Here is a 26,895-nt window from a genome sequence, read left to right as displayed (position 1 = left end):
CATGTCCGACCCGACCAGCTCGTTGACGAGGGCCGAGATCGAGGAGTTCTGGGAGACCTGGCTCGAGGTCAACCGCGAGGCCGAGCGCATCGGCGACTGGCGGATCATGGCCGAGTGGTACGCCGAGGACGCGTCCTACGGCTGGATGTACAGCCACGACGAGCACTTCATGGCGGTCGGCCGCGACCAGGTCCGCGACTGGGCCATCGGCATCGAGATGGACGGCTTCGACGGCTGGCACTACGACTACCAGTGCACGATGATCGACGACGTCAAGGGCATGGTCCTCGGCTTCTGGAAGCAGCGGTCCGGCATCATCAACGAGGCGACCGGCCGTGAGTACGAGATCCTCGGCATCGGCGGCTCGTGGTTCGGCATCGAGCGCCAGGTCGGCGGGGCCGACGACGGCAAGCTCAAGTTCGCGTGGCAGCGCGACTGGTTCGACATGCCGTCGACCGCGCACACGTTCATCGAGATCCTCAAGGCCGGCAAGGCCTCCGAGCGGCTGCTCAAGCGGATGGAGGTGACCGGCTACGACGTGCCCGGCCACTACCACCTGGCCGACATCCCGTCGCCCGTCTGGCCGCCCCCGGTCGAGGCCGGCGAGCACGTCACCCAGCAGAAGGCGCCGACGGCATGACGACCACCACGACCTCGACCAGCCCGGCCCCGCAGCAGTACGTCGACGGGAAGCTCGGTCCCGCCAGCGGGGGAGCGACCTACCCGATCCTCAACCCCGCCACGGGCTTGGAGATCGGCCACGCGCCCGACTCGACCGCCGACGACGTCGACGCCGCGATCGCCGCGGCGCGTCGCGCGTTCGACGAGTCCGACTGGTCGACCGACGTCGACCTCCGGGTGCGCTGCCTGCGGCAGCTGCACGCCGCCCTGCTGGAGGAGAAGGACGCCTTCGAGGCGCTGACGACGGCCGAGGTCGGGATGCCGGGCTTCATGATGGGTGCCGCGGGGTTCGACGTACCGGTCGCGGGTCTGGCGTGGGTGACCGACCTGGTGGAGTCCTACGCGTTCGAGACCGACCTCGGGGTCGCGGCGCCGATGGGCATCAAGAGCCGGCGGACCGTGCGCCGGGAGCCCGTCGGCGTCGTCGCGGCCATCACGCCGTGGAACGTCCCGACCCAGATCAACCTGGCCAAGGTCGGCCCGGCCCTCGCGGCCGGGTGCACCGTGGTCCTCAAGCCCGCGCCGGACACCCCGTGGGTGGCGTGCGAGCTCGGCCGCCTGGTCGCCGAGCGCACCGACATCCCGGCCGGCGTCTTCAACGTCGTCACGCCGCTGTCCAACGAGGTCGCCGCGGTCCTGTCGACCGACCCGCGCGTCGACATGGTGTCGTTCACCGGCTCGACCGCGACCGGCCGGGCGATCATGGTCGCCGCCGCCCCGACCTTGAAGAAGGTGTTCCTCGAGCTGGGCGGCAAGTCCGCCGCCATCGCGCTCGACGACGCCGACGTGTCGTCGGTCGCCGCGGCGACGGCGTTCACCGCCTGCATCCACGCCGGCCAGGGCTGCGCGATCACGACACGGCTGGTGGTGCCGCGCGACCGCTACGACGAGGCCGTGCAGGTCGCCGCCGCGACGATGGAGTCGATCGGCGCCAAGGACCCCGCCGACCCCGGCGCCATCTGCGGCCCGGTGATCTCGGCCGTCCAGCGCGACCGGGTCGAGGCCTACCTCGAGCTCGCGATCGAGGAGGGCGGCACGTTCGCCACCGGCGGCAGTGTCATCGACCAGGACGGCTTCTGGATCGAGCCGACCGTCGTGTCCGGGCTCGACAACTCCTCGCGCCTGGCGCAGGAGGAGATCTTCGGGCCCGTGCTCGTCGTCATCCCCCACGACGGCGACGACGACGCCGTACGCATCGCCAACGACTCGGCCTACGGCCTCTCCGGCTCGGTCGACTCGGGCTCGCTCGAGCGGGCCAAGGCCGTCGCCGCGCGCATCCGGACCGGCACGCTCGCGGTCAACGGCGGCGTGTGGTTCAGCCCGGACGCCCCGTTCGGCGGATACAAGCAGTCCGGGATCGGCCGGGAGATGGGTGTCGCCGGGTTCGAGGAGTACCTGGAGACGAAAACGATTGCGGAGCCAGCATGAGCACACGATTCACGGACAAGGTCGCCGTCGTCACCGGCGCGGCCCAGGGCATCGGCGAGGCCTACGCACGGGCGCTGGCCGCCGAGGGGGCGTCGGTGGTGGTCGCCGACCTCAACGTCGAGTCGGGGGAGAAGGTCGCGGCCGACATCGGCGGGCTCTTCGTGCGCACCGACGTGTCGTCGGCGGAGTCGGCGGAGGCGATGGTCGAGGCGGCCACGGCGGCGTACGGCGGCATCGACCTGCTGGTCAACAACGCCGCCATCTACGGCGAGATGGCCTTCGACCTGCTCATCAGCGTCGACTGGGACTACTACCGGAAGTTCATGAGCGTCAACATGGACGGCGCGCTGGTGATGACGCGGGCCTGCTACCGGTCGATCGCCTCGCGAGGTGGTGGCGCGATCGTCAACCAGAGCTCGACGGCGGCCTACCTCTACTCCGGCTTCTACGGGCTCGCCAAGGTCGGCGTCAACGGACTCACCCAGCAGCTCGCCCACGAGCTCGGCGGCCAGAAGATCCGGGTCAACGCGATCGCACCGGGCCCGACCGACACCGAGGCCACGCGCATCCAGGCCGGCGACGCGGCCATGGACATCGTCCGCAACAGCCTCGCCATCAAGCTGATGGGCACCGTCGACGACATGGTCGGCGCCTGCCTGTTCCTGCTGTCGGACGAGGCGTCCTGGATCACCGGGCAGATCATCGCGGTCGACGGCGGACAGACCTTCCGCGCATGACGACCGTCGGGTTCGTCGGCCTCGGCAACATCGGCAAGCCGATGGCGCTGCGGCTCGCGGCGTCCGACCTCGACCTCGTGGTCTTCGACGTCGCCCCCGGCCCGGTCGACGAGCTCGTCGCGGCCAGCGCCAAGGCCGCGGCGTCGGTCGCCGAGCTGGCCGCTGCCGCCGACGTCGTCTGCGTGATGGTGCGCGACGACGACCAGGTCCGCGACGTCCTCGGCCAGGTGCTCGGCGTCGCCGGCGACCGTCAGACCGTGGTGATCCACTCGACCGTCGCACCCACGACGCCGGCAGAGCTCGAGGACACCGCGGCGCGCCACGGCATCAAGGTCGTCGACGCCCCCGTGTCGGGCGGTCCGATGGGCGCCGCCGAGGGCACGCTGGCGATCATGGTCGGTGGCTCCGAGGAGGCGTACGCCGCCGCACGGCCCGCGCTCGAGGCCATGGGCTCGAAGGTGGTGCACGCCGGCCCCATCGGCTCCGGCACCCGGATGAAGCTGGCGCGCAACCTGCTCCACTTCGTCGCGTTCACCGCCGCGACCGAGGCCCAGCGCCTCGCCGAGGCGTCCGGCCTCGACGTCAAGGTGCTCGGCGAGGTCGTCCGCCACACCGACGCGATCACCGGCGGCCCGGGCGCGATCATGTGGCGCGACACCGCCGCCCCCATCGCCCCCGACGACTTCTGGCACGGCGTCTTCACCCACGTCGCCGACCTGGGCGAGAAGGACCTGCGCTTCGCGACCGCGCTGGCCGACGAGCTCGGCGTCGACGTACCCCTGGCCGACCTGGCCCTGCTGCGACTCCGAGAAGGACTGGGACTGTGACCGACGGCGACTCCGGCACCACCAAGGGCACGTTCGACGGCCTCCCCGAGGAGCGCCGCCGCGGCCTCGAGAAGATGGAGCAGGTCTACGGCTTCGAGATGACCGACGGGACCGGCGACTTCTTCGGCTACACCGCCGACCACCTCTTCGGCGACATCTGGAACCGCCCCGGCCTCACCGACCGCGACCGCCGGCTGCTGCTCATCGGCATGCTCGCCGGCACCGGCCAGCACGACGTCCTCGGCATCCAGGTCCCCGCCGCGCTGTCCTCGGGCGACCTCGACGCCGACGCGCTGCGCGAGATCGTGATCCTGATCTGCCACTACGCCGGGTGGCCGCACGGCGCGCGGCTCAACTCGCTCGTCGAGGAGACGATCGCCAAGGCGGAGCGGGCGAAGAAGTAGCTCCCGGTGCGTCAGGCCACGCGGTCCTGCCACAGCACGAGGGCGGCGCCACCGGGGTCGGTCACGACGACGAGCGACCCTTGCGGCAGCTCCGTCCGGTCGCGGACCACGCTGGCGCCGCGGTTCACTGCTCGCGTCTTGGCCTCGTCGACGTCGGCGACCGGCACGTAGGGGATCCACTGAGGGCTGCGGTCGTCGTCCTCGGGCAGCTCGGTGAAGCCGGCCCAGGGGCCGTCCTCACCGGCGAGGAAGGACAGGGTCTGTTCGCCGGCACGCACCTCTTCGACCCGCCAGCCGAACATGGCCTCGTAGAAGGCGCGGGTCGGCCCCAGGTCCGTGGTGCGGAGGTCGAAGAAGACGAACGGGTTGTCGGTCTGGGTCTCGGTCATGGCTGCTCTCCGATCGTGATCAGTGAATAGGACACTTGTCCTGAAGATTAGGACGTGCGTCCTGATACGGCAACCCCCGGGTACCGTGACCCGCATGGGAAGCACTGCCGGGCGGGGCGAGCGGGTCTCGCCCAACCATCTCGAGAAGCAGCGTCAGATCGTCGAGGCGGCCAAGGGTGTGATCGTCCGGGACGGGCTCGCGGGGTGCACGGCTCGAGCTGTCGCCGACGCCAGTCCGCTCACCAAGAGCGCGATCCACTACTACTTCGCGGACATGGACGAGATCGTCGAGGCGGCCATGGCGTCGCACATCGCCGCCTTCGTCGACCGGGTCCGCGCCGCCGCGGAGGTGGGGGACGACCCGCACCAGCAGCTCGTGGCCGCGGCCGATGGTTACCTCGCGATCTTCGTCGAGATCCCCACCAGCCTGGTGCTGTGGACCGAGTACTGGATCGACGCCGTACGTCGCGGTCGCACTGCCCCGGTCGAGCAGATGTATGCGGACGTCACCGACATCTTCACCGGCCTGTTCCGGGTCGCCGGTGTCTCCGGTCCGGGACGGCGCGGTCAGGCACTGATGTCGTTCCTGATCGGCACGGCCCTGCAACAGGCCGTCGCGCCGCTGGCCGCCGCGGACGTGCGGGCCCAGGTCGCCGACCTGTGCCGCGCCGACCCGGAGCCTAGGGTCGGGCCATGACTACCGCTCCCGTCACGCTCGGCGCCGTCAACGTCGAGGCCGCGGACCCGCCTGCGCTCGCTGCGTTCTGGGCCGAGGTGGTGGGTGGCGTGCCGGAGGCGAACGGGGACTTCGTCTTCCTGCCAGCGGTGGGGCCGGAGGGGTTCGCGATGTTCTTCCACCCCGTGACGCGACCCCGCCCCGAACGACAGGTGATCCACCTCGACCTCACCGTCCCGTGGGGGTCGCGGACCGAGGTCGTCGAGCGGGTCCTGGCCCTGGGTGCGGCCTACCGGTGGGACGTCCTGGAGGAGTTCGAGCACGTGCAGTGGACGACGCTCGCCGACCCCGAGGGCAACCTGTTCTGCATCGCCGAGCACCCACCGAGGTCGTGACCGGCTCCACCGGCCGTGTCACCGCGAGCTGGTCGTCCGGTCCGTCGGGAGGGCGGAGAAGACCAGGGCGTCGGAAGTCCCGGCGGCGGTGGTCAGGAAGTTGCGAAGAAGCCCTTCCTGCTCGAACCCGGCTCGGAGCAGGACGCGCTGGGAGGCAAGGTTGGCCGGCTCGACCCACGCCTCCAACCGCCGCAGGTCGAGAGCGGCCAGCGCCCACGGTGTGACCAGCCGGACGGCGGCCGTCGCGGCGCCTGACCCGCGCGCCGACGGGACGATCCAGTAGCCCAGACCGCCGACGTGGGGCTGGGGACGGATCGCGACCCAGACGAGACCGATCGCGCGGTCGGTGCCGGTCTCGACGACCGCCTGCGAGACGCCCTCGCCGTCCTCGACGCGCTGCCACTGACGATGGATGAACGCTCGGCCCGCGGCGGTCGTGAAGGGGGTCGGGACCGTCGTGCCGTGCGGGATCTCCGGGTCGGTGCCGGCTTCCCGCACGCAGTCCAGGTCGGACCCGGCCCAGCGCCGCAGGCCGAACCGCCCGTCGCGCAGTGGCGGGTCGGGGTAGGGCAGCGCGGTCGGGGCCATGACCTGATGCTGCACCAGCGGTCGCGCCGGCGCGGGGAGACCGTCAGCGCGCGTGGACGGCGTAGGTCAGGTGGGTCACCCTCTGCGACGACTCGGCGCGGACCTGCTCCAGGGCGACGCGACTCGCGTCCACGCCTTCGAACAGGCGGACCCCGGTGCCGAACAGCACCGGTGACAGGGCGATGGTGAACTCGTCGACCAGGCCGGCGTTGAGGTGCTGCAGGATCGTCGCGCCGCCGCCCGCGATGCGGACGTCCAGGTCGCCGGCGGCCTCGCGGGCCCGGTCGAGCGCGGACACGACGCCGTCGTTGACGAAGTGGAAGGTGGTGCCGCCCGGCCGTGACCAGGGGTCCCGTTCCTCGTGGGTCACGACGAAGACCGGGGTGCGGAACGGCGCCTCGTCCGGCCACGCGTGCTCGCCGGCGTCGAACATCCGCTTCCCCATCACGCTCGCGCCGGTGCGCTCGAACGTCTCGCGCACGAGGTCGTTGTCGCGGCCCTCCTCACCGCCCGTCCCGATCTCGAGGCGCTCACGGAAGAACCGCTGGGGGATGATCCACTGCTGCAGCTCCAGCCACTGCTGACCCATCAGCTCGCCCAGGGACTCGGGTGCGATGAAGCCGTCCAGCGACATCGACACGCTGAAGAACACCGTGCCGGTCATCGCTCCTCCTCCTCGGACGTGGCGGGGTCCGTGACGTAGGCAGCGAGGTTGCCGAGGGTCTGCTGACCTCCCTCGATCGCGTGGTACTTCTCGACGGCCTCGTCGCGCAGCTCCTTGGTGGGGAACGTCGTGCGCATCTCGACCCGGGTCGCGCCGGGCGTGATGTCGTCGGCGGCGAATGACACGATCGACTCGAAGGCATGGGGATCGTCTCGGGACTCGCCGTGGACGAGAGCGATCCGCTCCGACGTGACGATCTCGGTCCAGGAGATCCACTCCTGGTAGTCCGTCCCGTCCGGTCCGTGCATCACGAACTCCCACTCGCCACCGACGCGGAACTCGAACGCCCGGGTGGTGGTGGAGAAACCCTTCGGTCCCCACCACCGCGACAGGTGTCTGACGTCCGTGAACGCCTCGAAGACCAGCGCGGGCGGCGCACTGATGACCCGGGTGATCACGATCTCGCGGTCTGTCGTGGCGGCCATGCTCACTCCTCCTCTTTCCTTGCCAGCTCAAGGTCCTGCACATAGGCGTCGAGCCGGTCGAAGCTCTCGTTCCAGAACTGCTCGAACCCGCCGGCCCACTCGTGGACCGGTCGCAGCCCCCGGGCGTCGAGGTCGTAGAGGCGCTGCCGACCCGCCCTGCGGCCCCGCACGAGCCCGACCTCCCGGAGCACCCGCAGGTGCTTGGATGCTCCCGGCTGGGTCAGCCCCAGCTCCTGGGCCACCTCGGTCACCGGGCGCTCACCCCTGCGCAGCAGCACCAGGATCTCGCGGCGCTGCGGCTCGGCGATCGCGTTGAACACGTCCGACGTCGTCGCTGCTCTGGCCATGTGGCGAATCGTATGCCGATAACAGCATGTGTCAAGGTCGCATCGGGTGGACGTCGCCACTGGCGTGAACCTGGTGGTGGTGGAACGGGCACAGGAGCATGGCGGTCTGGGTGTCGGTGGTGCCTCCTCGGGACCAGGGGATGCGGTGGTGGACGTGGCACAGCCAGCCCGGGACCTGACAGCCGGTGGCCTCGCAGTGCTGGCGCTCGACGATCAGGACGAGGCGTTGCTTGGTGGTGTGGAGCCGGTACAGACGGCCGACGGAGAGGCACTTGCCGTCGGCGTTCATCCACATCGGGATGATCCCGGCCTCGCACGCCAGCCGGAGGTACTCGGTGTGGCTGATCCGGGTGCCGGTGTCGAGGCGGGCGGCCTTGACCTGGCCCTCCAGGATGGCGGCGTCGCCGATCGCGATGACGGTCGCGTCGAGCCCACCAAGCTTCGGCAACAGCTTGGCGGGGAAGCGGGCGATGTAGTCGCAGAACGCCTGGCCCATCCTCTCCGGGGTCGGGGTCTGCCAGTCGTAGGACCCAGGGCCGTGCTCAGCCCGCACGTGCTTCGGTGCGGCCAGGGCCATCAGGGCCTTGCGGAGCATGTCGCCGTACAAGGTCGGGATGGAGAACCGACCGTGGGTCAGGCCCCGGCCGTCGTTGCCCATCGAGAACCGGGTCTTGCGCCGGGCTCGGGCCTCTTGGCGCTGCAACGCTGCGGCCTCGCGGGCATCGGCACCGTCGGGGTCGAGGCGCTGGTAGATCTCGTGGCCCAGGTGGGCCAGGGCGTCGGCGTCGTGGTCGGCGGCCTCGGCGAGGAGGAACGCCTCGGCCCTCTGCTTGTCGTGGGCGGTGACGTCCTCATCCAGCAGGGCGAGCTTGTCGGCGATCGCGTGGACCTGCTCGGCGTGCAGGTCACCGCGAGCGGTCGCCGACCGGGTCGGCTCCCACGCGCCCAGAGCCTGAGCGAGCTTGACCTTCGCGGCGGCCGTACGGCCGGTGACGTTGGTGGTCAGCTGCAGCCAGGTCTTGAGGTTGCGGCTCTCGGCGGTGCCGGGGCGGTCCAGGGTCCCGGCGTGTCCGATGACGCGGGCCTCCACCTCAGCCACACCCGCTGGAACCTGCGCCGCCAGGACGACCACCCGGTCGGTGGTGGCCTCGTCCATCGACCACACCGCCACGTCGGCGAGACCCTTGAGCTCGTCGAGGACCGTGCACAGGAACGCCTCGATCGGGTGGTCCGATCGTGGGGTGGCGGTGTGCTGGGTCATGGACCGATCCGACCACCAGGTGCCGACGGGGACCCCGCCTCAGCGCCAGAGCTGTGGACAACCCTTCTCAGAGCGATGCCTGTGGACGACTCGTGGTCAGTTCCACAGGCCGCCGCGCGCGCGATGGTCGCGAGACGGTCGCCAGCGCAACCTCAGGGACGAACCAGGGCCAGCGTCTCCAGGTCGCGGATCGCGGCGCACGACCGCTCGACCATCGTCGCGAACATCCGGTCGCCGCGCTCGGTGCGTCCGGTGTAGACGTAGCCGAAGACCGCGATCAGCGGCCCCTGCAGCATCGACACGCGGTAGTCGAGCCAGCACTCGTCGAGCTCGTAGTCGGCGACCCCGAACCCCAGCAGCGACGAGTGGTACGTCGCCACGACGGCTCGTTCGTGCTCCCGGCGCAGCGCGGGGGTGAGGCCGGTGCCGAGCAGGAAGCCCAGGTCGCGGACGGGCGGGGCCAGCGAGGTCGTCTGCCAGTCGACGGCCACGCAGCCGGGCTCGCCGTCGCGGCGGAACATCAGGTTGTCGAGCCGGTAGTCGCCGTGCACCAGCGCGAACCGGTCGGCGCGGGCGAGGAGCCAGTCGCCCGCGACCGGCACGGTGGCGGCCAGCGTCGCCCGGTCCTCGGCGGACAGGCCCACGCCCGCGTCGGACAGGTAGAGGTCGACGGCGGAGCCGTAGAACTCGGCCAGCAGGTCGGCGTCCTCCTGCTGGTTGAGCTTCATGGTGTCGAGCTCGAGCAGGGTGGGGTCGCACCAGCGGGGGCCGTGCAGCCCGGCCAGGTTGGCGGCGGCGTCGTGGGCGGCGGCGGGGGAGCAGCCGGCGAGCTGGTCGCCCTGCTCGAAGGCGGCGAGGTCCTCGAGCAGCAGCACGACCTGGGCGGTGTCGTCGTCGTAGGCCGCGTGGAGGCAGTCCGGCACCCGGATCGCCACCGTGGGCGCGACCTCGGCGTAGAACCGCACCTCGCCGCGGTAGGCGCCGCCGACGATGGCCCGCGCCGCGGGGTCGGCCGCACCGAGCTTGGCGAGCACGCTCACGGGCACCCCGTCGCCGGTGAGCGCGAGCCGGTAGCACTCGCCCATCTGCCCGGTGCCCACCTGGCTGACCGACACCGCGTCGACGTGGCCGCCGAGCGCCGACGACAGCCACTCCGGCGTCAGGGACTCGACCCCCACGACCGTCATCGCGCCGCCCACCCCGGGTTGGCCGGAAGCACACCCGGGCCGGACGGCCGGATCGACCGGTAGGCCGCGACGACCGGCGCCAGCTCGGTCGGCGTCGCGCCGTGCAGGATCACGCTGTCGGCGCCCGCATCGAGCTGGTCGACGACCCGCCGGGCGCACTGCTCGGCCGAGCCGGCCGCGACCGCGGCGAGCCACTCGTCGGGCAGCACCTCGGCGAGGTGTCGCAGCTCGTCGGTCGTGCCGATCGCGTCGAACGCGCCCGGGTAGCCCTGCACCAGCGGATCGGCGCGGAAGCGCTCGTAGTCGGCGAGGTCCCAGCCGTTGGCCCTGACCAGCACCTGGCCGTAACCGGTGAGGTAGGTCGCCAGCCGGCCGACGACCTTGCGCAGCCGCTGCTCCTCGGGGATCGAGTCCTCGACCGTCCCGAGCACCGCCCACACCCGCACAGAGGCCGGGTCGCGGCCGGCCTCCTCGGCGGCCCGGCGCACGACGCCGACCGAGCGCGCGAGGGTCTCGTCGGTGAGGAAGGTGTGGAGGACGACGGCGTCGGCCACGCGGCCGGCGAGCTCGAGCGACCGGTCGCCGATGGCCATCAGCATCACCGGGATGTCCTCGTCGAACGAGCTGTCCTGGCTGAGGTAGGGGTAGGTGCCGGCCGGCCCGTCGTGGCCGAACGCCTCGCCGTGCCACAGTCGCCGGTAGATGCCGATCGCGTCCTCGATCTGGGCCGACGTCGTGCGCGGGACGCCCATCACGTCGAAGAGCAGGTCGAACCCGCGACCGAGCCCGAACGCGTAACGCCCGCCCGACATCCGGTGCAGCGTCGTCGCCATCGTCGCGGTGACCAGGGGGTGCCGGGTCGAGTGGTTGGTGGCGGCGGTGCCCACTCCGAGAGCGGTGCTCGCGGCGACCGCGGCGCCCGCCATCACCGCCGCGTCCTTGACGTTGAAGCGCTCGGAGAGGAACACGCTGCCCAGCCCGAGCTCCTCGCCGAGGCGGACCTCGTCGAGCAGGTCGCGCGGCGACGAGGAGTGGCCCGCGAGCCCGTAGAAGCCCAGCTCCGTCAGGGCTCCGGTCGTGCTGACAAGAGGCGCGTCAGTGGACAAGGACGTGCTCCCACCCGCGGACGGTGGACGTGTGCGCCCGCACCGAGCGCTCGTGGTCGACCACCCAGTCGGGGTGGTGCGCGAGCATCTTGGTGAGCGCGACCCGGCTCTCGAGCCGGGCCAGCGCGGCGCCCAGGCAGAAGTGGACGCCGTAGCCGAACGAGACGTGGTGGTCGATCGAGCGGCGTACGTCGAACCGGTCGGCCTCGGCGTACTTGCGCTCATCACGACCCGCCGACGACGTCAGCAGCAGCACCTTGGACCCGGCCGGGATCGTCGTGCCGTGCAGGGTGACGGGCTGCTTGGTCCAGCGGCCCTGCACGGGTGAGGGGCCCTCGTAGCGCAGCAGCTCCTCGACGGCGGCGGGCACGAGCGACGGGTCGGCGGCGAGCGCGGCGCGCTGGTCGGGGTGCTGGTCGAGCAGGACGGCGGCCCAGCCGAGCAGCCGGCCGACGGTCTCGGTGCCGGCGGTGGCCAGCAGCATCGCGAACTCGACGCACTCGCGGCGGGTCAGGTCGGACCGGACGAGCCCGGACAGCAGGTCGTCGCCGGGGTCGGCGGCCCGGCGTGCGAGCAGCCCCGCGAGGTAGCGGTCGAGCTCGCCCATCGCGGCGCCGGCGACGTCGTTGAACATCCCGACGTCGGGCAGCACGTGGAACATCGTGTCGATGATCTTGCGGACCGGCTCGCGGTCCTCCTCGGGCACGCCGAGCAGCCGCGTCATCACCATCGACGGCACGAGGGCGCCGAAGTCCTGCACCAGGTCGAAGTCCTCGCCCGGCGTCCAGCGCTCGAGGAGCTCGTCGCAGATGGCCGCGACGTCGGCCTCGAGCGCCGACGTCCGCCGCACCGTGAACACCCGCGCGACCTGCGACCGCAGCCGGGTGTGCGCCGGCGGGTCGGTCAGGATCATCATCCCGGACTGCATCTCCCGCTCGGACAGGAACTCCAGGACGTTGCCGTGCGCCGAGCTGTAGGTCGTCGTGTCGCGCAGCGCCGTCGCCACGTCGTCGTAGCGCGAGAGGGCGTAGAACCCGAGCCGGTCGTTGCGGTAGACGGGCGCCTCGTCGCGCATCCGCCGCCACACGTCGTAGGGCGCCACGTCGAGCGCGACGTCCATCGGGTCGTAGTCGATGCTGGACACCTGTCCAGGCTACTTGGACAGGTGTCCAGTTGGCTAGGTGGAACCGGTCGACCGTCTCGTCACACGTGCGTGATCTCGCCGGCGCCGCCGGCGCCCGTGTCGAGGGAGCGGCTGATGACCAGACGCTGGATCTGGTTGGTGCCCTCGAAGATCTGCATGACCTTGGCCTCGCGCATGTGGCGCTCGACCGGGAAGTCGCGGGTGTAGCCAGCGCCGCCGAGGACCTGGACCGCGTCGGTGGTGACCTTCATGGCGTTGTCGGTCGCGACGAGCTTGGCGATCGAGGCCTCGCGGCCGAAGGGCAGGCCGGCGTCGCGGAGGCGGGCGGCGTGCAGCATGGTCGCCCGCGCGGTCTGCACGGCGGCCTCCATGTCGGCAAGGATGAAGCCGAGGCCCTGGTGCTCGAGGATCCGCTTGCCGAAGGTGGTGCGTTCCTTGGCGTAGGCCAGGGCGTGATCGAGCGCCCCCTGGGCCAGGCCGGTGGCGACGGCGGCGATGCCGAGGCGCCCGGAGTCGAGGCCCGCGAGGGCGATCTTGAGGCCGTCGCCCTCGTGGCCGAGCAGCCGGTCGGCGGGGATGCGGACGCCGTCGAAGCGCATCGTCGTGGTGTGCGAGCCGGTCAGGCCCATCTTGCGCTCGGGCGGGTCGGAGGTCAGCCCGTCGACGTCGCCGGGCACCAGGAAGCAGGAGATGCCGCGCGCGCCGTCGTCGGAGGTACGGGCCATGACCTTGTAGAAGTCGGCCTGGCCGCCGTGGGTGGTCCACGCCTTGGCGCCGTCGAGGACGTAGTGGTCGCCGTCCCTCTTGGCCGTCGTGCGCATCGCGGCGGGGTCGGAGCCGGCGTGGGCCTCGCTCAGGCAGTAGGCGCCGAGCAGGTCGCCGGCGAGCATCTCGGGCAGCCACTCCTGGCGCTGCTCCTCGGTGCCCCGGGTGACGAGACCGAAGCAGGACAGCGCGTGGACCGAGACCCCGACCCCGACCGACGCCCAGACCGACCCGAGCTCCTCGAGCACCTGGAGGTAGATCTCGTAGGGCAGCGCGCTGCCGCCGTACTGCTCGGGGTAGGGGAGGCCGAGCAGACCGGTCTTGCCGAGCATCCGGAAGACCTCGCGGGGGAACTCCTCGTCGGCCTCGGCCGACGCGACCTGGGGCAGCAGCTCCTCGGTCGCGATCTGGCGCACCAGGCGCAGCAGGTCGGCGTGCTCGTCGCTGTCCAGGACTCTCCGTGCAGGCATGGACCCACGCTAGCCCGCGGCCCCGGACGACGGCAGGTCCCGCTTGACGACCTTGCCGGTGGCGTTGCGCGGGAGCTCGTCGAGGAAGACGACGTGACGCGGGACCTTGTAGCCGGCGAGCTCGGCCTTGACGTGGGCCTTGACGTCGTCGACGGTCAGTGAGGCGCCCGGGACCGCGACGACGTAGGCCGCCAGCCGCTGGCCGAACGCCTCGTCGTCGACGCCGACCACGACGACCTCGCGGACGGTCCCCATCGCGTCGATGCACTGCTCGACCTCGAGCGGATAGACGTTCTCGCCGCCCGACACGATCATGTCGTCGTCGCGCCCGACCACGTAGAGGCGCCCGGCCTCGTCGAGGCGACCGAGGTCGCCCGAGGCCATGAAGCCCTCGAGGAACGACTTGGAGTCGCCGGAGGTGTAGCCCTCGAACTGGGTCGTGTTGCGCACCCACAGCTGGCCGATCTCTCCGGCGGGGACCTCACGGCCCTCGGCGTCGAGGATGCGGACCTCGGTGCCGGCCACGGGACGGCCGGCGGTGTCGGGGGCCACGCGCAGGTCGGCGGGGACGGCCGTCGCGATCTGGCCGGCCTCGGTCGCGTTGTAGCTGTTGTAGACGGTGTCGCCGAAGCGGTCCATGAACGCCAGGACGGCGTCGGGCCGCATCCGCGAGCCGCTGGCGGTGACGAACCGCAGCGTGGAGCAGGAGTAGCGGTCGAGCACCTCGTCGGGCAGGTCGACGATCCGCTCGAGCATCACCGGTACGACGGACAGCCCGGTCGCGCGGTGGGCGTCGACGGCCGCCAGCGTGGCCTCGGGGTCGAAGCGGCGGCGGGTGACGATCGTGCAGCCCATCACCGCGGCGATCACGAGCTGCCCGAACCCCCACGCGTGGAACATCGGGGCCGCCACGACCACCGTCTCGCCGTAGCGCCACGGGACCCGGTCGAGCACCGCCGAGAGGTCGCCGGCGCCGCCGCCGGGCGGGCGGGCCGCGCCCTTGGGCGTGCCGGTGGTGCCGGACGTCAGCAGCACGAGCCGGCCGAAGCGCTCGGGCCGGGCGACGGACTGCCCGGCGTGGCCGTGGGCCAGGCCGTCGAGCGTGGGCCGGTCGGTGACCGGGCCGTCCGGTGCGTCCGTCCACGCGAGCACGTAGCGGGCGTCCGGCTGCGCCTCGCGCACCCCCGCGACGATGCCCTCGAACTCCTCGTCGTGGACGAGGACGTCGATGCCCTCGCGGGCCACGACCTCGGCCAGCTGGGGACCGGCGAACCCGGTGTTGAGCAGCAGGGTGTCGGCACCGACCCGGGTCGCGGCGGCCAGGGCGACGACGAACCCACGGTGGTTGCGGACCAGCAGCGCGATCGTCGTGGGCCGCCCGCCGCCGGGTCCCATCGTCGCGAACGCCGCAGCGACGGCGTCGGCCTGCGCGTGCAGCTCGGCCCAGGTGATCGACCCGCGCTCGTCGACGACGGCCGGTGCGTCGGGCACCCGGGCCGCCGAGAGCGCGACGCCGGACAGGGCGTGGGTGCCCCCGCGGCGTACGGCCAGGCCCATCCGGGCGTAGGCCGCCGGGCTGATCGGGGCGACCAGCCCGGCGCGGGTGAGGGTGCTGAGGGTCCAGCGGGCGCGACCGACGCGACTGCCGAGACGTGCGCGCAGCGAGGGAGCCAGCGGGGGAGCCATGGCCGGATCATGGCCCATGGCTGCGCCTCAGGTCACTCGGAGCCGCTTCGTCCCCGGTGCGTAGCCGGCCTTGGTCGCGCGAGCGGTGGGACGCCCGGCGCCGACGGTGCGGGGGAAGGTGATCCGGCAGGTGCCCTGGACGCTGGTGGTGCACCGCCGGCTGCCGACCTTGACCAGGGCGCCGCGGACCTTGTCGCCCGCGTCGGTCACGGTGAACTTCACCTGCTTGGCCGTGCCGTGGCGCCAGCGGGCCGGAGCCGCCTGCAGGGTCAGCCCGGCCAGCACCTGGGTGTGCCAGAACCCGTCACCGACGTTGATGACGACGTCGCCCCGACCCGTCGACCCCTCCATCGCGAGCGCGTAGATCGCCGGGTGGCCGCGCGGGACCCCGGCGTCGCGCCGGATGCCGAGTCGGGTGGCGGCGGGGTTGGTGCGCACGGCCTTGACCGACGGGAGGTTGTCGCCCCAGCTGAGCCACAGCCGACCGCCCGGCGCGGCGGCCAGGGCGATGCGGGCGGCGTACCGGCTGCCGGGCACGGCGATCGCTCGGCTGGCGCCGACCTTCCAGAGCCGGATGCCGGTGCAGGTGGGATAGCCCGCGCAGTAGGCGGCGTAGACGCCGCCGCCGGCACGGGCCGCCAGCGCCACCCGCTCCGTGGGGACCGAGGCGTCCCCGACGCTCGAGCCGGGGGCCTTGAGGAGCGGGCCGAGGGTCGGGTGGATGCGGCGGACGAAGGTGCCCTGGGTCGCGGGGGTGCCGCCGTTGGCGTAGTAGCCGACGTAGACCTCGCTCCCCGACCGCACCATCGCCAGGTCGTAGACGCAGCAGGCGGCGTGGGTGAACGACTGGTCGGGGCCGGTGCCGGTCCCGACGTGCCAGGTGACCGAGGAGTTGAGGGGATAGGCGGCGACCGGGGTGCCGTCGGCCAGCGTCGTGGCCGCCGTGCCATAGCTGGCGTAGGCCGCTCCGCTCTGCCCGACCGTCTCCATCGGCAGGGCCCACGGGGTGCCGGACGCCGGCGCGGTCAGCGTGTACATCTTGCCGTCGGACCAGAACCCGGGCGACGTCGTCTGCTGGCCGCCGAAGACGACGCGCAGTCCGGCGCCCGAGGGACCCGCCGTGACGACCGGCGTCGGCTCGACGATCGACCAGGACGTCGGCAGCACGAGGTTGGCGAGCGCGGTGGTGCCGTTGGCGCGGATCGCGGTGTGGCCGATCTGCCCGGTCGTGCCCTCGTCGCGGGGATAGACGACGTGCAGGACGCCGTCGGGCGTGCGATGGAGGCTCGAGCTGAACGTGATGCTGCCCGTACCGGTGGACACCTTGGTCCACGAGCCGGGGCCGCCGCGGTCAGCGGCCGCCGCGGGGACCCGGGGCTCGACGTCGCGCGACACCGCGGCGCCCCCGGGCGGGGCGGCCAGTGCGGCGAGGACGACCGCGGCGACGACGGGCAGGACCGTGAGCTTCGCGAGACGGGGCATGGACCCCAACGTCGCCGACGTTCCTGCCCTGATCCATGGTCACAACGGGCCAGATCGCGTGGCTCTGGTGGAATGCCCCCATGAGCGACGAGAGCACCGAGCAGCCCGCTGTCCTGGTCGAGGCCCGCGACGGGGTCCAGATCATCACCATCAACCGGCCCGGGGCGCGCAACGCCCTCGACGGCGCGGTCGCCCGCGGCATCGCGGCCGCCGTCGACGAGCTCGACGCGAGCGACGAGCTGTGGGTGGGCGTGCTGACGGGCGCCGGCGGCACCTTCTGCTCCGGCATGGACCTCAAGGGCTTCCTCACCGGCGACCTGCCGCTGGTCGAGGGCCGCGGGCTGGGCGGGATCACCGAGCGGCCGCCGCGCAAGCCGCTGGTCGCCGCGGTCGAGGGGTACGCCGTCGCCGGCGGCTTCGAGCTGCTGCTCGCCTGCGACCTCGTGGTCGCCGCCGAGACCGCCAAGCTCGGCGTCCCGGAGGTCAAGCGAGGGCTCGTCGCCGGCGCCGGCGCGGCGATGCTGCTGCCGCAGCGCATCCCGCAGGCCATCGCGCTCGAGATGCTCCTCACCGGCGAGCCGATCACCGCGGCCCGCGCCGCCGACCTGGGCCTGGTCAACCGTGTCGTGCCCGAGGGCACAGCCCTCGACGCGGCGCTGGCACTGGCCGCGACGATCGCGGCCAACGGCCCGCTCGCCGTCGCGACCACCAAGCAGGTCGCCCTCGAGTCACCCGACTGGTCGCACGCCGAGCGCTGGACCAAGCAGGGCGAGATGATGATGCCGGTCTTCGGCTCCGCCGACGCCACCGAGGGCGCCACGGCGTTCGCCGAGAAGCGCCCGCCGAGGTGGACGGGCAAGTAGGGCTTCGAGGGTCGTCGTCGGCGCTCCCCGCACCTCAGCCACCGGGGACCCCCCCGGCTTCGGTCAGAGGGTGGCGACGGAGCCGGAGTCGACGCGGTAGTTGGCGCCGTTGACGAACGAGGCCAGGGCCGAGCAGAGGAAGACCACCACGGCGGCGACCTCCTCGGGCTTCCCGCGGCGACCGAGCTCCATGTAGGGCCGCTCCTCGGTGAGGAACGACTCGATGGCCTCGTCGAACGACGTGTCGTTCTCGTCGGCGCGCTTCTCCATCATCTTGTCGGTCATCGGGGTCTCGACGAACGCGGGGGAGACGGAGTTGATGAGCAGGCCGTCGTCGGCGTAGGCGCGGGCCAGGCCACGGGCGAAGGACAGCAGGCCGGCCTTGGAGGCGCAGTAGGGCAGCTCGTCGTCGTAGGGCTGCACGGCGTCCTCGCTGTTGATGTAGACGATGCGGCCCCAGCCGCCCTGGCGCAGGCTCGGCAGGAACGCCCGGGTCACGCGGACGGCCGACAGCAGGTTGGTGTTGATGGCCTCGATCCAGTCGTCGTCGCTGATCTCGTGGAACGCGCCGGTGGCACCGGTGATGCCGGCGCCGCTGACCAGGATGTCGACCTCGCCGGCCAGGTCCTTGACCGTGGCGGCCAGCTCCCGGGCCGCAGCGTCGGTCGAGAGGTCGCACGGCACGGTGAGGGGCTTGGGGAGACCGTCCGGCAGCCACGCGACGGCGTCGTCGAGCGCGTCCTTGCTGATGTCGACCATCACCACCTGCACGCCCTCCTCGAGGAGCATCCGCGTGATGTGGCGACCCATGCCCCCGGCGCCACCCGTGACGACGGCCGTCTTGCCTTGAATTCCCAGATCCATGGCTTCATCGTGGCTGACCGGAGGCCGCCTCCGGTCACCCCCACAGGTGTCTGGACGCGGTCGCGCGCCTGCCTACGGTCGACGCGTGCCTTCTACCGTCACCGCCCTGTCCACCCCCCAGGCCAGCGCCGCCTTCGAGACGATCGAGCTCGAGCGACGCGACCTGCGTGCCGACGACGTCCGTATCGACATCTCCTACGCCGGCGTCTGCCACTCCGACATCCACCAGGCCCGCGACGAGTGGGGCCAGGGGATCTTCCCGATGACCCCCGGCCACGAGATCCTCGGCACCGTGGCCGAGGTCGGCTCCGACGTCACCGACCACGCCGTCGGCGACCGGGTCGGTGTCGGCTGCTTCGTGGACTCCTGCCTCGATTGCGACGCCTGCCGGGACGGCGAGGAGCAGTTCTGCAGCAAGGGCGTCGTCCAGACCTACAGCTCCGAGGGCTACGACGGCGAGGTCACCCACGGTGGCTACTCGACCCAGGTCGTCGTCCGTGACCACTTCGTCGTCAGGATCCCCGACAGCGTCGATGACGCCGACCTGCCCGGCGTCGCGCCCCTGCTGTGCGCCGGCATCACGACGTACGCCCCGCTCAAGCGCTACGGCGTCACCGAGGGCAGCAAAGTAGGCATCATCGGCATGGGCGGGCTCGGCCACGTAGCGGTCAAGATCGCCGCCGCGCTGGGCGCCGAGGTCAGCGTGCTCAGCCGCACCGACGCCAAGGAGGCCGACGGCAAGGAGTTCGGCGCGACCAGCTATCACGCCACCGAGGACGAGTCGGTCTTCGACGACCTCGCGGGCACGTTCGACCTGATCCTCAACACCGTCGGCGACGCCGTCGACCTCGACGCGTTCCTCGGCACGCTCGGTCGTGGCGGCACCATGGTCAACCTCGGTGCGCCGAGCGAGTCGCTCGACGTCGGGGCGTTCTCACTGCTGACGATGCGTCGCTCGGTCGCTGGCTCCATGGTCGGCGGGCTGCCGCAGACCCAGGAGATGCTCGACTTCTGCGCCGAGCACGGCATCACCGCGACGGTCGAGGTCATCTCGGCCGACCAGGTCGACGAGTACTACGACAAGGTGGTCGACGGTGACGTGCGCTACCGCGCGGTCATCGACGTGAGCACGTTGGGCCAGTCGAGCCAGGAGAGTGGGCACCATGGTTGAGACCTCGGAGCAGGAGCTGGAGCGGCCCGCGCCGCACGTCGTGGTGCTGTTCGGCGCCAACGGCGACCTCGCCAAGCGGATGATCTACCCCGCGCTGGCCAAGCTCGGCGCGGCCGGCCGGCTGCCCGAGGCCTACGCCGTCGTCGGCACCGGACGCCACGACGTCGAGGACTACGCCGCCGTCATCACTGAATCCGTCGACGACGAGAGCAGTGATCTCGCCAAGCGTGCGACCTTCCAGACCTCCGACGCCGACGACGGTGCCGACCTCGCCGCGGCCATCGGGAAGGCCGAGCAGGACGTCGCCGACGAGGCCGGTGTCGACGTGTCCGACGTGCGCCGTCTCGTCTACCTCTCGGTGCCGCCGTCGTCGATGACCGACATCGTCGCGATGCTCGGCCGCGAGGGTATCACCGACCGCGCCCGGCTCGTCGTCGAGAAGCCGTTCGGCACCGACCTCGACTCGTCGCGCGAGCTCGACGCCGCGATCAAGGACGTCGCCGACGAGGGCGACGTCTTCCGGGTCGACCACTTCCTCGGCAAGGAGGCCGTGCAGAACGTGCTCGCCCTCCGCTTCGCCAACCGGGTCTTTGGCAGCGTGTGGAACCGCGACAACGTGTCCTCGGTGCAGATCGACGTCCCCGAGACCCTGGGGCTCGAGGGCCGGGGCAGCTTCTACGAGACCGTCGGCGCCCTGCGCGACATGGTCACCACCCACCTCAGCCAGATCCTCGGCTTCGTCGCGCTCGAGCCGCCCGCCGACCTGACGGCCGAGTCGGTGCGCGACGCCAAGGCGGCCGTGTTCGAGGCGCTGCAGCCCTTCACCAAGGGCGACACCGTCTACGGCCAGTTCGACGGCTACCGCGACGACGAGGACGTGGCCGACGACTCCGACGTGGAGACCCTCGTCGCGCTCACGGCCTACGTCGACACCGACCGCTGGCGGGGCGTCCCCTTCCACCTGCGCACCGGCAAGGCCATGGCCGACGACCGGCGCACCGTGACGGTCCGGTTCCGCGAGCCCGACCCGGCGCTCTTCGGTGACACCGGCGACGAGGGCCACCCCCACGAGCTGGTGCTCGACCTCAGCGACGAGGCCAAGGTGGCCGTCAAGGTGCGCGGCAAGCGCCCCGGACCCGAGCTCGAGGTGGCCCCCGCGACGCTGACCCTCGACTACGCCGAGGACTTCCCCGACGACCACCCGCTGGCGGCCTACGAGCGGATCCTGCTCGACGTCTTCCACGGCGACCAGCTGCTGTTCGCCCGCGCCGACGAGGTCGACCGCCTGTGGCAGGTCTGCCAGCCGCTGCTCGACGACCCGCCGGAGACCCAGACCTACGCCAAGGACACCTGGGGCCCGACACCGCCGTGGGAGAAGCAGGGATGAGCGACTGGCCGCCGATCGCCGCGCACGGCCTGATCGGCGACCTCCGCACCTGTGCCCTGGTGGGCACGGACGGCACGATCGACTGGTTCTGCGCCGGACGGTTCGACTCGGCCAGCGTGTTCGGCAGCATCCTCGACCCCGACGCGGGGTCGTGGACGATGGCGGCCGTCGACGGCGTCACCACCACCCAGCAGTTCTACCTGCCCGAGTCCAACGTCCTCGTCACGCGGCTCCTGACCGAGGAGGGCGTCGCCGAGGTCCAGGACTTCATGCCGGTGCTCAAGGCCGACGACGCGGACCACCGCCAACGGCTCGTCCGCCGCGTGGTCGGCGTACGCGGGTCGATCAGGCTCCAGACCTGCCTGGCGGCCCGGCCCGACTACGGCCGGGCGACGCCCGAGCTGGAGGAGACCGAAGACGGCCTGCTCATCGCGGGCGACGGGGTGCGTCTCGCGCTGACCGCGACGGTCGACCTCGCGCTCGACGGCTCCGACGTGCAGGCCGAGTTCGAGGTCGGTACCGGCGACGCCGTGACGTTCGTGCTCGAGGTCCTCGACCCCGACGACGACGAGTCGCGGCCCGAGTCCGGTGCCCACGACCCCGACGAGCTGCTGGCCCGGACGTCGGCGTACTGGCAGACCTGGCTGAGGCAGTCGACCTACACCGGTCGCTGGCGCGAGATGGTCAACCGGTCGGCGCTCACCCTCAAGCTGCTGACGCACGAGCCGACCGGGGCGGTCATCGCCGCGCCGACCACCAGCCTGCCCGAGGAGATCGGCGGCTCGCGCAACTGGGACTACCGCTACGTCTGGATCCGTGACGCCGCGTTCACCCTCTACGCCCTGCTCAAGCTGGGCTTCACGGCCGAGGCCGCGCGCTTCATGGAGTGGCTGTCGCAGCGGATGGGCGAGAGCACGCACGACGAGGCCGACGTCGGGCCGCTGCGCGTCGCCTACGACATCGACGGCAACGTGCCCGACGAGACCGAGCTCGACCACCTGCGCGGCTACCGCGACTCGACACCGGTGCGCGTCGGCAACGCCGCGACCGGCCAGCTCCAGCTCGACATCTACGGCGAGCTCATCGACTCGGTCTACCTCTTCAACAAGTACGGCCCCGGCATCAGCCACGACGCCTGGACCGACCTGTGCAAGATCCTCGACTGGGTCATGGCCAACTGGGAGCGCGACGACGCCGGCATGTGGGAGATACGCGACGACCACCGCGCCCACACGACGTCGCGGCTCATGTGCTGGGTCGCCGTCGAGCGGATGATGCGCACCGCTCGCCAGCGCGGGCTGCCCGGCGACGTCGCCGCGTGGTCCAAGGTGCGCGACGCGATCTACACCCGCATCCAGGAGCACAGCTGGGACGAGGAGGTCGGCGCCTACATGCTCAGCGAGGGCTCCGACAGCCTCGACGCCGGCGTCCTGCTGATGCCGATGGTCAAGTTCCTCGCCCCCAACGACCCGCGCTTCGTGTCGACGCTCAAGGTGATCGAGGAGCGGCTCGTCTCCGACAGCCTCGTCTTCCGCTACGACGTCGGCGCGTCCCCCGACGGCGTCGACGGCAAGGAGGCGACGTTCTCGCTCTGCTCCTTCTGGTACGTCGAGGCGCTGACCCGGGTGGGCCGCCTCGACGAGGCGCGCCTGGCGCTGGAGAAGATGTTCACCTACGCCAACCACCTCGGGCTGTTCGCCGAGCAGGTCGGGCTGACCGGTGAGCAGCTCGGCAACTTCCCGCAGGCCTTCACCCACCTGTCGCTGATCAGTGCGGCGACCAACCTCGACGGAGAGCTCGGATGACCCAGCAGCTGGAGGGGCCCGACGCCGCCGTCGAGTGGCGCGGCGTGCTCGACCGCGTGCGCGGCCTGGTCGTCGATGCCGTCGAGCACGACGGCCCGCAGGCGATGAACCTGACGGTGCCGGCCTGCCCCGACTGGTCGGCGCACGACCTGCTGTCGCACATGGTCGGCCTCGCGGCCGACGTGCTCGACGGCGACGAGCCCGACGACCACCACCCCGACTGGACGCAGGCACAGGTCGACACGCGCCGCGGCCGCACCAGCCTCGAGGTGCTCGACGAGTGGGTCGCGCTCGCCGACGGCATGGAGGCCTACATTCGCGAGCAGGACGTGCGCCCGCTCAACGACGCGATCATCCACGAGCAGGACCTGCGCGGCGCGCTCGAACGCCCCGGCGCCCGTGACACGGCCGGCCTCGCGTCGGTGCGTGAGACGCTCGCGGAGCGGTTGGCCGGCGCGCTCGGCGACCTCCCGCCGGTGGCCCTCCGCTCCGAGGAGTGGTCGTGGTCGTCGGGCGACGGCGAGCCCGGGGTCGTCCTCGAGGCGCCCGGCTTTGATCTCTTCCGGGCGCTGGTGAGCCGTCGTACGACGGAGCAGCTGGAGTCCTACGTCGTCGAGGGCGACATCACCCCCTATCTCGACCACTTCGCCCAGCTGGGCGACCTACCTGACCGGAGCCTGCCCGAGTGAGCGACGTCCACCACTACGACCTGATCGTCGTCGGCGCCGGCTCCGGCAACACGATCGTCGACAAGCAGTTCGACCACCTCCAGGTCGCGATCGTCGAGAAGGGGCCGTTCGGCGGCACCTGCCTCAACCGCGGCTGCATCCCGTCGAAGATGTTCATCCACCCGGCCGACGTCGCGGTCTCGGCCCGTCGCGAGCCGGTGCTCGGCATCCCCGCCGAGGTCGGCGAGGCGGACTGGCCCGCCATCCGCGACCGGATCTTCACCCGCATCGACGGCAACGCCGAGAAGGGCCGCGACTACCGCCAGGACGCCGACAACGTCGACGTCTATGTCGGCGAGGCCCGGTTCGTCGGTGAGCGGCGCCTCGTCGTCACGCTCGAGGACGGCGGCACGGCCGAGATCGAGGCCGACCAGGTCGTGCTCGCCACCGGGTCGCGGCCCGCGGTGCCGCCGATCGACGGCCTCGACGAGGTGTCCTACGAGACCAGCGACACGATCATGCGGATCCCGGCCCTGCCGGCCCGCCTCGGCGTCCTCGGCGGCGGCTACGTCGGGGTCGAGCTCGCCCACGTCTTCTCGGCCTACGGCTCCGAGGTCGTGCAGGTCGAGGGCGAGGACACGCTGCTCGCCAACCAGGACGCCGACGTCGCCGCGCACGTGACGGCCGGCGTACGACGCCGCTACGACGTGCGGCTGGGCACCAAGGTCGAGCGCGTGAGCGGGTCGGGACCGCTGACCCTCCACCTCGACAACGGCTCCGAGGTCGAGGTCGACGTGCTCCTCGTCGCCGTCGGGCGGGTCCCCAACTCCGACACCCTCGACCTCGACGTGGCCGGCGTCGAGACCGACGACCGCGGCCTGGTCGTGGTCGACGAGCACCAGCGCACGACCGCTCCCGGCGTGTGGTCGCTCGGCGACGCCAGCAGTCACGAGCCGCTCAAGCACGTGGCCAACCAGGACGCCCGGATCGTCCAGGCCAACCTGCTCGCGACCTTCGCCGGGTCGTCCGACCTGGCCACCAGCAACCACCGCTTCGTCCCGCAGGCCGTCTTCGCCCACCCGCAGGTCGCGTCCGTCGGGCTGACCGAGGCCCAGGCGCGCGACGAGCACGGCGACGACGTGGTCGTCGCGACCCACGACGTCGCCGACATCGCCTACGGCTGGGCGATGGCCGGCGACCTCGACGACGACCCGGAGGCCACCGGCTTCGTCAAGCTGCTCGCCCGGCGATCGACGGGTCTCCTCGTCGGCGCGCACGTCGTCGGCCCCGTGGCGTCGGTGCTCGTCCAGCCGCTGATCCAGGCGATGGTCCACGACCTCCCGGTCCGCGGGCTCGCGCGCAGCCAGTACTGGATCCACCCGAGCCCCGCCGAGGTCGTCGAGAACGCCCTGCTCGACCTGGAGTCCGAGCTCGAGGGCTGATCCGCTGCTGACCGGCGTCTCACCGGGGCCCGACCCTCGGGGGCTCGTGGTCGGTGCCCACGGTTACGGTTCCCGGTATGGCTGAGTCGTTGTCCCGAGAGCTGATCCTGCCGGCGCGCCGGTTGGCGGTGCCGGAGAAGCCGTCCGACCGTCAGCTCGCCGCGGCCGCGGCGCAGAGCGCCGACGTGTGGAGCGTGACGCCGCGCGAGTGGCTGACCCAGCAGGTCGTCCGGCTCGCCGTCGCCGCCGTGCTGCAGTCGCAGGTCGAGCGCTCGGGCGAGGCCTACGCCGACCAGGCCACGCTCGGTCACGTCGCCCCGCGCTTCCGCCCGCACGTCGGGCTGGCCCACCAGGCCTTCCGCCTCGGCGTCGTCGAGGCCGTCAACGCCGGCGTGCCCGCCGCGGCCGACCCGCTGCGCGAGGCCCTGCGCCGCCTCGGCGTCACCGGTCGCGAGCCCCTCGTCATGGTCGCGCTCGGGCTCGACCGGGTGCCGTCCGGCGCGGGCGAGGAGTTCTGGAAGGCCGTCCGCACCTCCACCACCGTCACCGCGGTCATCGACGCCATCGCGGCCGGCCACCACGGCGCCGTCGACCTCGGCAAGCTCGACCGCCGCCAGCTCGCCCGCGCCGACGCGCTCGTCCTCGCCGGCGGCAAGGTCACGCCGATCTCGCTGGTCACCCCGCCGCCCACCAAGGGTGGGGGCTGGCTGCAGGTCCCGGTCGCGCTCACCAAGCCCCGACGCCGCACGGCCGACGAGCTCGCCCGCGGCGGCGGTGCCGGTCGCGGTGGACCGGTCGAGGTCGTCCTGCGCGCCGACGGCTGGACCGAGGTCTTCGAGACCGCCCTCGACGCCGTCGGTGCCGCGATGCACCAGCTCGACGGCGGCAGCCGCCCCAAGGGCCGTACGTCGTCCGCCACCGACTCGCTCGTCCAGCGCCTGGTCTCGGCCCGCAAGCGCCCGGTCGTCGAGGTCGTGGCCTCGCTGCGCAACGTCGACGAGTTCGTGCTCGAGATGTTCGACCACCAGGTCACCATGACCGACGTCCGCGTCGCCGTCCCCGTGCTCGAGGACGACGGCCTCGCCCAGCTCTGGCTCTCGCCCGAGGCCCTGGCCGGTCCGCTGGTCACCGGTGCCGCCGACCTGTTCCTCGGCGGCCACGCCGAGGCCCGCCCCGAGCGCGGACCGCGCCCGGGTCGCGGCGGGGGTGGCGGTCGTCCGGGTGGCGGTCGTCCGGGTGGTGGCCGTGGTGAGGGCGGCCGTGGTGAGGGTGGCGGTCGGCCGGGCGAGGGTCGCTCCGGCGAGCCACGCACCGGGCGTGGGCGTCGTGGTGGTCGTGGTCAGCGCGACGGACAGCCGGCCCCGACGACCGACGCGCCTGCTGAGTCCGCTCCTGCTCCTGACTCGGCTCCCGCCGCCGAGCCTGCGCTGGCCCCCGAGGCCGCTCCAGCACCTGCGCCGACCCCGGCTCCCGAGGCTGCCCCGGCCCCTGCGCCGGACCCGACCCCCGAGGCCACCCCCGCTCCCGGCGCGCCGACGTCGGGCGAGCCCGACGCCTGACGCGTCCCGGGCCCACCGGACATGCCTGTGGCCCCGCCCGGTGTGGGCGGGGTGTCGGGGCGGGGTGGTCAGGGTTCGGCGGTGCGGTCGACGAGCAGGGTGTTGCCGGCGGGTGAGTGCCAGACGTAAACGCCGGGGGCGGGTATGTCGTAGGTCCAGGTGCTGAAGGTCTTGGCGCGGTGGTGGCCTCGGCACAGGCGGGCGATGTTGGTGGACTCGGTCTGCCCGCCTGTGTCCCCACCTGTGTCGTAGGGGATGCGGTGGTCGCGGTCGGTGCGGGTGCGGGTGCAGAACGGGAACACGCAGCGTCGGTCGCGGAGGTCGACCTGTTCGGCAATCGCGGTGCTGGGGACGTAGCTGTCGGTGGTCAGGTTGGTGTTGAGGTCGATGACGGGCTTGATGGTGACCTTGGTG

The 26,895-nt window shown here is 72.1% G+C and carries 28 protein-coding genes; 14 read left to right on the top strand and 14 right to left on the bottom strand.

The features are described from left to right. Position 1: 1 nt before the first annotated feature. The 5 genes from Q7T52_RS16165 to Q7T52_RS16145 are packed head-to-tail and all read left to right on the top strand — an operon-like array spanning position 2 to position 4,077. Complete coding sequence (locus Q7T52_RS16165; protein WP_304804282.1) at positions 2-640, top strand: hypothetical protein; 639 nt, start codon at positions 2-4, stop codon at positions 638-640. Next, positions 637-2,109 carry an aldehyde dehydrogenase gene (locus Q7T52_RS16160; protein WP_304804280.1) on the top strand — a complete coding sequence of 491 codons (1,473 nt, stop codon included), beginning with the start codon at positions 637-639 and terminating at the stop codon, positions 2,107-2,109. The genes Q7T52_RS16165 and Q7T52_RS16160 overlap by 4 nt, the downstream gene beginning before the upstream one ends. Further along, positions 2,106-2,846, top strand: a complete 741-nt coding sequence (locus tag Q7T52_RS16155) for an SDR family oxidoreductase (protein WP_304804278.1) — start codon at positions 2,106-2,108, stop codon at positions 2,844-2,846. The genes Q7T52_RS16160 and Q7T52_RS16155 overlap by 4 nt, the downstream gene beginning before the upstream one ends. Further along, positions 2,843-3,673, top strand: coding sequence for an NAD(P)-dependent oxidoreductase (locus Q7T52_RS16150; RefSeq protein WP_304804276.1), 831 nt, complete (start codon positions 2,843-2,845; stop codon positions 3,671-3,673). Before Q7T52_RS16155 ends, Q7T52_RS16150 begins: the two co-directional genes overlap by 4 nt. Further along, entirely contained in the window at positions 3,670-4,077 is a 408-nt protein-coding gene (locus Q7T52_RS16145; protein ID WP_304804275.1) for a carboxymuconolactone decarboxylase family protein, read from the top strand. The genes Q7T52_RS16150 and Q7T52_RS16145 overlap by 4 nt, the downstream gene beginning before the upstream one ends. An 11-nt stretch (positions 4,078-4,088) precedes the next feature. On the opposite strand, the gene Q7T52_RS16140 is transcribed toward Q7T52_RS16145, so the two are convergent. After that, complete coding sequence (locus tag Q7T52_RS16140; RefSeq protein WP_304804273.1) at positions 4,089-4,466, bottom strand: VOC family protein; 378 nt, start codon at positions 4,464-4,466, stop codon at positions 4,089-4,091. A gap of 94 nt (positions 4,467-4,560) precedes the next feature. Here Q7T52_RS16140 and Q7T52_RS16135 point away from each other — a divergent pair, with 94 nt between their 5' ends. Further along, the gene (locus tag Q7T52_RS16135) at positions 4,561-5,163 is read left to right on the top strand and encodes a TetR/AcrR family transcriptional regulator (RefSeq protein WP_304804271.1); all 603 of its coding nucleotides are present in this window, start codon (positions 4,561-4,563) and stop codon (positions 5,161-5,163) included. Then, positions 5,160-5,537 (top strand): VOC family protein, encoded by a 378-nt coding sequence (locus tag Q7T52_RS16130; RefSeq protein WP_304804269.1) that lies wholly within the window; start codon positions 5,160-5,162, stop codon positions 5,535-5,537. Before Q7T52_RS16135 ends, Q7T52_RS16130 begins: the two co-directional genes overlap by 4 nt. Before the next feature lie 18 nt (positions 5,538-5,555). Here Q7T52_RS16130 and Q7T52_RS16125 read toward each other — a convergent pair whose 3' ends face one another. The 11 genes from Q7T52_RS16125 to Q7T52_RS16075 form a co-directional block, all read right to left on the bottom strand. Further along, positions 5,556-6,125 carry a GNAT family N-acetyltransferase gene (locus Q7T52_RS16125; protein ID WP_304804267.1) on the bottom strand — a complete coding sequence of 190 codons (570 nt, stop codon included), beginning with the start codon at positions 6,123-6,125 and terminating at the stop codon, positions 5,556-5,558. Positions 6,126-6,168: 43 nt separating this feature from the next. Then, a complete protein-coding gene (locus tag Q7T52_RS16120; RefSeq protein ID WP_304804266.1) occupies positions 6,169-6,789 on the bottom strand; it encodes a dihydrofolate reductase family protein in 621 nt (206 codons plus the stop codon). Then, on the bottom strand, positions 6,786-7,274 hold the full coding sequence (locus Q7T52_RS16115; protein ID WP_304804264.1) for an SRPBCC family protein: 489 nt from the start codon (positions 7,272-7,274) through the stop codon (positions 6,786-6,788). The genes Q7T52_RS16120 and Q7T52_RS16115 overlap by 4 nt, the downstream gene beginning before the upstream one ends. Positions 7,275-7,276: 2 nt before the next feature. After that, positions 7,277-7,621 (bottom strand): helix-turn-helix transcriptional regulator, encoded by a 345-nt coding sequence (locus Q7T52_RS16110; RefSeq protein ID WP_304804262.1) that lies wholly within the window; start codon positions 7,619-7,621, stop codon positions 7,277-7,279. A 31-nt stretch (positions 7,622-7,652) separates the two neighbouring features. Beyond that, positions 7,653-8,882, bottom strand: a complete 1,230-nt coding sequence (locus Q7T52_RS16105; RefSeq protein WP_304804260.1) for an HNH endonuclease signature motif containing protein — start codon at positions 8,880-8,882, stop codon at positions 7,653-7,655. Positions 8,883-9,034: 152 nt separating this feature from the next. Continuing rightward, the gene (locus tag Q7T52_RS16100) at positions 9,035-10,069 is read right to left on the bottom strand and encodes a phosphotransferase family protein (RefSeq protein ID WP_304804258.1); all 1,035 of its coding nucleotides are present in this window, start codon (positions 10,067-10,069) and stop codon (positions 9,035-9,037) included. Next, positions 10,066-11,175, bottom strand: a complete 1,110-nt coding sequence (locus Q7T52_RS16095) for a TIGR03857 family LLM class F420-dependent oxidoreductase (protein WP_304804256.1) — start codon at positions 11,173-11,175, stop codon at positions 10,066-10,068. Before Q7T52_RS16095 ends, Q7T52_RS16100 begins: the two co-directional genes overlap by 4 nt. Beyond that, positions 11,165-12,319, bottom strand: a complete 1,155-nt coding sequence (locus tag Q7T52_RS16090) for a cytochrome P450 (protein WP_304804254.1) — start codon at positions 12,317-12,319, stop codon at positions 11,165-11,167. Before Q7T52_RS16090 ends, Q7T52_RS16095 begins: the two co-directional genes overlap by 11 nt. A 59-nt stretch (positions 12,320-12,378) precedes the next feature. Next, complete coding sequence (locus Q7T52_RS16085) at positions 12,379-13,554, bottom strand: acyl-CoA dehydrogenase family protein (protein WP_304804252.1); 1,176 nt, start codon at positions 13,552-13,554, stop codon at positions 12,379-12,381. Positions 13,555-13,563: 9 nt separating this feature from the next. Beyond that, the gene (locus tag Q7T52_RS16080; protein WP_304804250.1) at positions 13,564-15,240 is read right to left on the bottom strand and encodes an AMP-binding protein; all 1,677 of its coding nucleotides are present in this window, start codon (positions 15,238-15,240) and stop codon (positions 13,564-13,566) included. A gap of 27 nt (positions 15,241-15,267) precedes the next feature. Continuing rightward, positions 15,268-16,722 (bottom strand): hypothetical protein, encoded by a 1,455-nt coding sequence (locus tag Q7T52_RS16075; RefSeq protein WP_304804248.1) that lies wholly within the window; start codon positions 16,720-16,722, stop codon positions 15,268-15,270. 80 nt (positions 16,723-16,802) lie between these two features. On the opposite strand from Q7T52_RS16075, the gene Q7T52_RS16070 reads away from it, so the two are divergent. After that, entirely contained in the window at positions 16,803-17,585 is a 783-nt protein-coding gene (locus tag Q7T52_RS16070; protein WP_304804246.1) for a crotonase/enoyl-CoA hydratase family protein, read from the top strand. 63 nt (positions 17,586-17,648) lie between these two features. Here Q7T52_RS16070 and Q7T52_RS16065 read toward each other — a convergent pair whose 3' ends face one another. Next, positions 17,649-18,449 (bottom strand): SDR family NAD(P)-dependent oxidoreductase, encoded by an 801-nt coding sequence (locus Q7T52_RS16065; protein WP_304804244.1) that lies wholly within the window; start codon positions 18,447-18,449, stop codon positions 17,649-17,651. 85 nt (positions 18,450-18,534) lie between these two features. On the opposite strand from Q7T52_RS16065, the gene Q7T52_RS16060 reads away from it, so the two are divergent. The 6 genes from Q7T52_RS16060 to Q7T52_RS16035 all read left to right on the top strand — a co-directional run bounded on the left by Q7T52_RS16060 (position 18,535) and on the right by Q7T52_RS16035 (position 26,481). Continuing rightward, positions 18,535-19,620 (top strand): NAD(P)-dependent alcohol dehydrogenase, encoded by a 1,086-nt coding sequence (locus Q7T52_RS16060; RefSeq protein WP_304804242.1) that lies wholly within the window; start codon positions 18,535-18,537, stop codon positions 19,618-19,620. Then, on the top strand, positions 19,613-21,007 hold the full coding sequence (locus Q7T52_RS16055; RefSeq protein WP_304804240.1) for a glucose-6-phosphate dehydrogenase: 1,395 nt from the start codon (positions 19,613-19,615) through the stop codon (positions 21,005-21,007). Before Q7T52_RS16060 ends, Q7T52_RS16055 begins: the two co-directional genes overlap by 8 nt. Further along, the gene (locus Q7T52_RS16050) at positions 21,004-22,812 is read left to right on the top strand and encodes a glycoside hydrolase family 15 protein (RefSeq protein ID WP_304804239.1); all 1,809 of its coding nucleotides are present in this window, start codon (positions 21,004-21,006) and stop codon (positions 22,810-22,812) included. The genes Q7T52_RS16055 and Q7T52_RS16050 overlap by 4 nt, the downstream gene beginning before the upstream one ends. After that, a complete protein-coding gene (locus Q7T52_RS16045; protein ID WP_304804237.1) occupies positions 22,809-23,501 on the top strand; it encodes a hypothetical protein in 693 nt (230 codons plus the stop codon). Before Q7T52_RS16050 ends, Q7T52_RS16045 begins: the two co-directional genes overlap by 4 nt. Next, complete coding sequence (locus Q7T52_RS16040; protein WP_304804235.1) at positions 23,498-24,922, top strand: mycothione reductase; 1,425 nt, start codon at positions 23,498-23,500, stop codon at positions 24,920-24,922. The genes Q7T52_RS16045 and Q7T52_RS16040 overlap by 4 nt, the downstream gene beginning before the upstream one ends. 77 nt (positions 24,923-24,999) lie before the next feature. Then, on the top strand, positions 25,000-26,481 hold the full coding sequence (locus tag Q7T52_RS16035) for a hypothetical protein (RefSeq protein ID WP_304804234.1): 1,482 nt from the start codon (positions 25,000-25,002) through the stop codon (positions 26,479-26,481). A 68-nt stretch (positions 26,482-26,549) separates the two neighbouring features. Here Q7T52_RS16035 and Q7T52_RS16030 read toward each other — a convergent pair. Further along, positions 26,550-26,895, bottom strand: a 346-nt coding sequence (locus Q7T52_RS16030) for an HNH endonuclease signature motif containing protein (protein WP_304804232.1), incomplete at its 5' end; no start/stop codon positions are given.

Origin of the sequence: Nocardioides sp. (genome assembly GCF_030655615.1) — a bacterium.
Lineage (GTDB): Bacteria > Actinomycetota > Actinomycetes > Propionibacteriales > Nocardioidaceae > Nocardioides.
The sequence above is the reverse complement of the archived record's forward strand: the minus strand, read 5'-3'. Positions and strand labels throughout refer to the sequence as shown.

Excerpts from the sequence above, each read along its gene's own strand:
- Q7T52_RS16080 (WP_304804250.1), bottom strand. The coding sequence starts at position 15,240 with ATGGCTCCCCCGCTGGCTCCCTCGCTGCGCGCACGTCTCGGCAGTCGC.
- Q7T52_RS16165 (WP_304804282.1), top strand. The coding sequence starts at position 2 with ATGTCCGACCCGACCAGCTCGTTGACGAGGGCCGAGATCGAGGAGTTC.
- Q7T52_RS16075 (WP_304804248.1), bottom strand. The coding sequence starts at position 16,722 with ATGCCCCGTCTCGCGAAGCTCACGGTCCTGCCCGTCGTCGCCGCGGTC.
- Q7T52_RS16050 (WP_304804239.1), top strand. The coding sequence starts at position 21,004 with ATGAGCGACTGGCCGCCGATCGCCGCGCACGGCCTGATCGGCGACCTC.
- Q7T52_RS16035 (WP_304804234.1), top strand. The coding sequence starts at position 25,000 with ATGGCTGAGTCGTTGTCCCGAGAGCTGATCCTGCCGGCGCGCCGGTTG.
- Q7T52_RS16110 (WP_304804262.1), bottom strand. The coding sequence starts at position 7,621 with ATGGCCAGAGCAGCGACGACGTCGGACGTGTTCAACGCGATCGCCGAG.
- Q7T52_RS16125 (WP_304804267.1), bottom strand. The coding sequence starts at position 6,125 with ATGGCCCCGACCGCGCTGCCCTACCCCGACCCGCCACTGCGCGACGGG.
- Q7T52_RS16160 (WP_304804280.1), top strand. The coding sequence starts at position 637 with ATGACGACCACCACGACCTCGACCAGCCCGGCCCCGCAGCAGTACGTC.
- Q7T52_RS16155 (WP_304804278.1), top strand. The coding sequence starts at position 2,106 with ATGAGCACACGATTCACGGACAAGGTCGCCGTCGTCACCGGCGCGGCC.
- Q7T52_RS16135 (WP_304804271.1), top strand. The coding sequence starts at position 4,561 with ATGGGAAGCACTGCCGGGCGGGGCGAGCGGGTCTCGCCCAACCATCTC.
- Q7T52_RS16130 (WP_304804269.1), top strand. The coding sequence starts at position 5,160 with ATGACTACCGCTCCCGTCACGCTCGGCGCCGTCAACGTCGAGGCCGCG.
- Q7T52_RS16085 (WP_304804252.1), bottom strand. The coding sequence starts at position 13,554 with ATGCCTGCACGGAGAGTCCTGGACAGCGACGAGCACGCCGACCTGCTG.
- Q7T52_RS16065 (WP_304804244.1), bottom strand. The coding sequence starts at position 18,449 with ATGGATCTGGGAATTCAAGGCAAGACGGCCGTCGTCACGGGTGGCGCC.
- Q7T52_RS16045 (WP_304804237.1), top strand. The coding sequence starts at position 22,809 with ATGACCCAGCAGCTGGAGGGGCCCGACGCCGCCGTCGAGTGGCGCGGC.
- Q7T52_RS16070 (WP_304804246.1), top strand. The coding sequence starts at position 16,803 with ATGAGCGACGAGAGCACCGAGCAGCCCGCTGTCCTGGTCGAGGCCCGC.
- Q7T52_RS16105 (WP_304804260.1), bottom strand. The coding sequence starts at position 8,882 with ATGACCCAGCACACCGCCACCCCACGATCGGACCACCCGATCGAGGCG.
- Q7T52_RS16140 (WP_304804273.1), bottom strand. The coding sequence starts at position 4,466 with ATGACCGAGACCCAGACCGACAACCCGTTCGTCTTCTTCGACCTCCGC.
- Q7T52_RS16055 (WP_304804240.1), top strand. The coding sequence starts at position 19,613 with ATGGTTGAGACCTCGGAGCAGGAGCTGGAGCGGCCCGCGCCGCACGTC.
- Q7T52_RS16115 (WP_304804264.1), bottom strand. The coding sequence starts at position 7,274 with ATGGCCGCCACGACAGACCGCGAGATCGTGATCACCCGGGTCATCAGT.
- Q7T52_RS16150 (WP_304804276.1), top strand. The coding sequence starts at position 2,843 with ATGACGACCGTCGGGTTCGTCGGCCTCGGCAACATCGGCAAGCCGATG.
- Q7T52_RS16120 (WP_304804266.1), bottom strand. The coding sequence starts at position 6,789 with ATGACCGGCACGGTGTTCTTCAGCGTGTCGATGTCGCTGGACGGCTTC.
- Q7T52_RS16100 (WP_304804258.1), bottom strand. The coding sequence starts at position 10,069 with ATGACGGTCGTGGGGGTCGAGTCCCTGACGCCGGAGTGGCTGTCGTCG.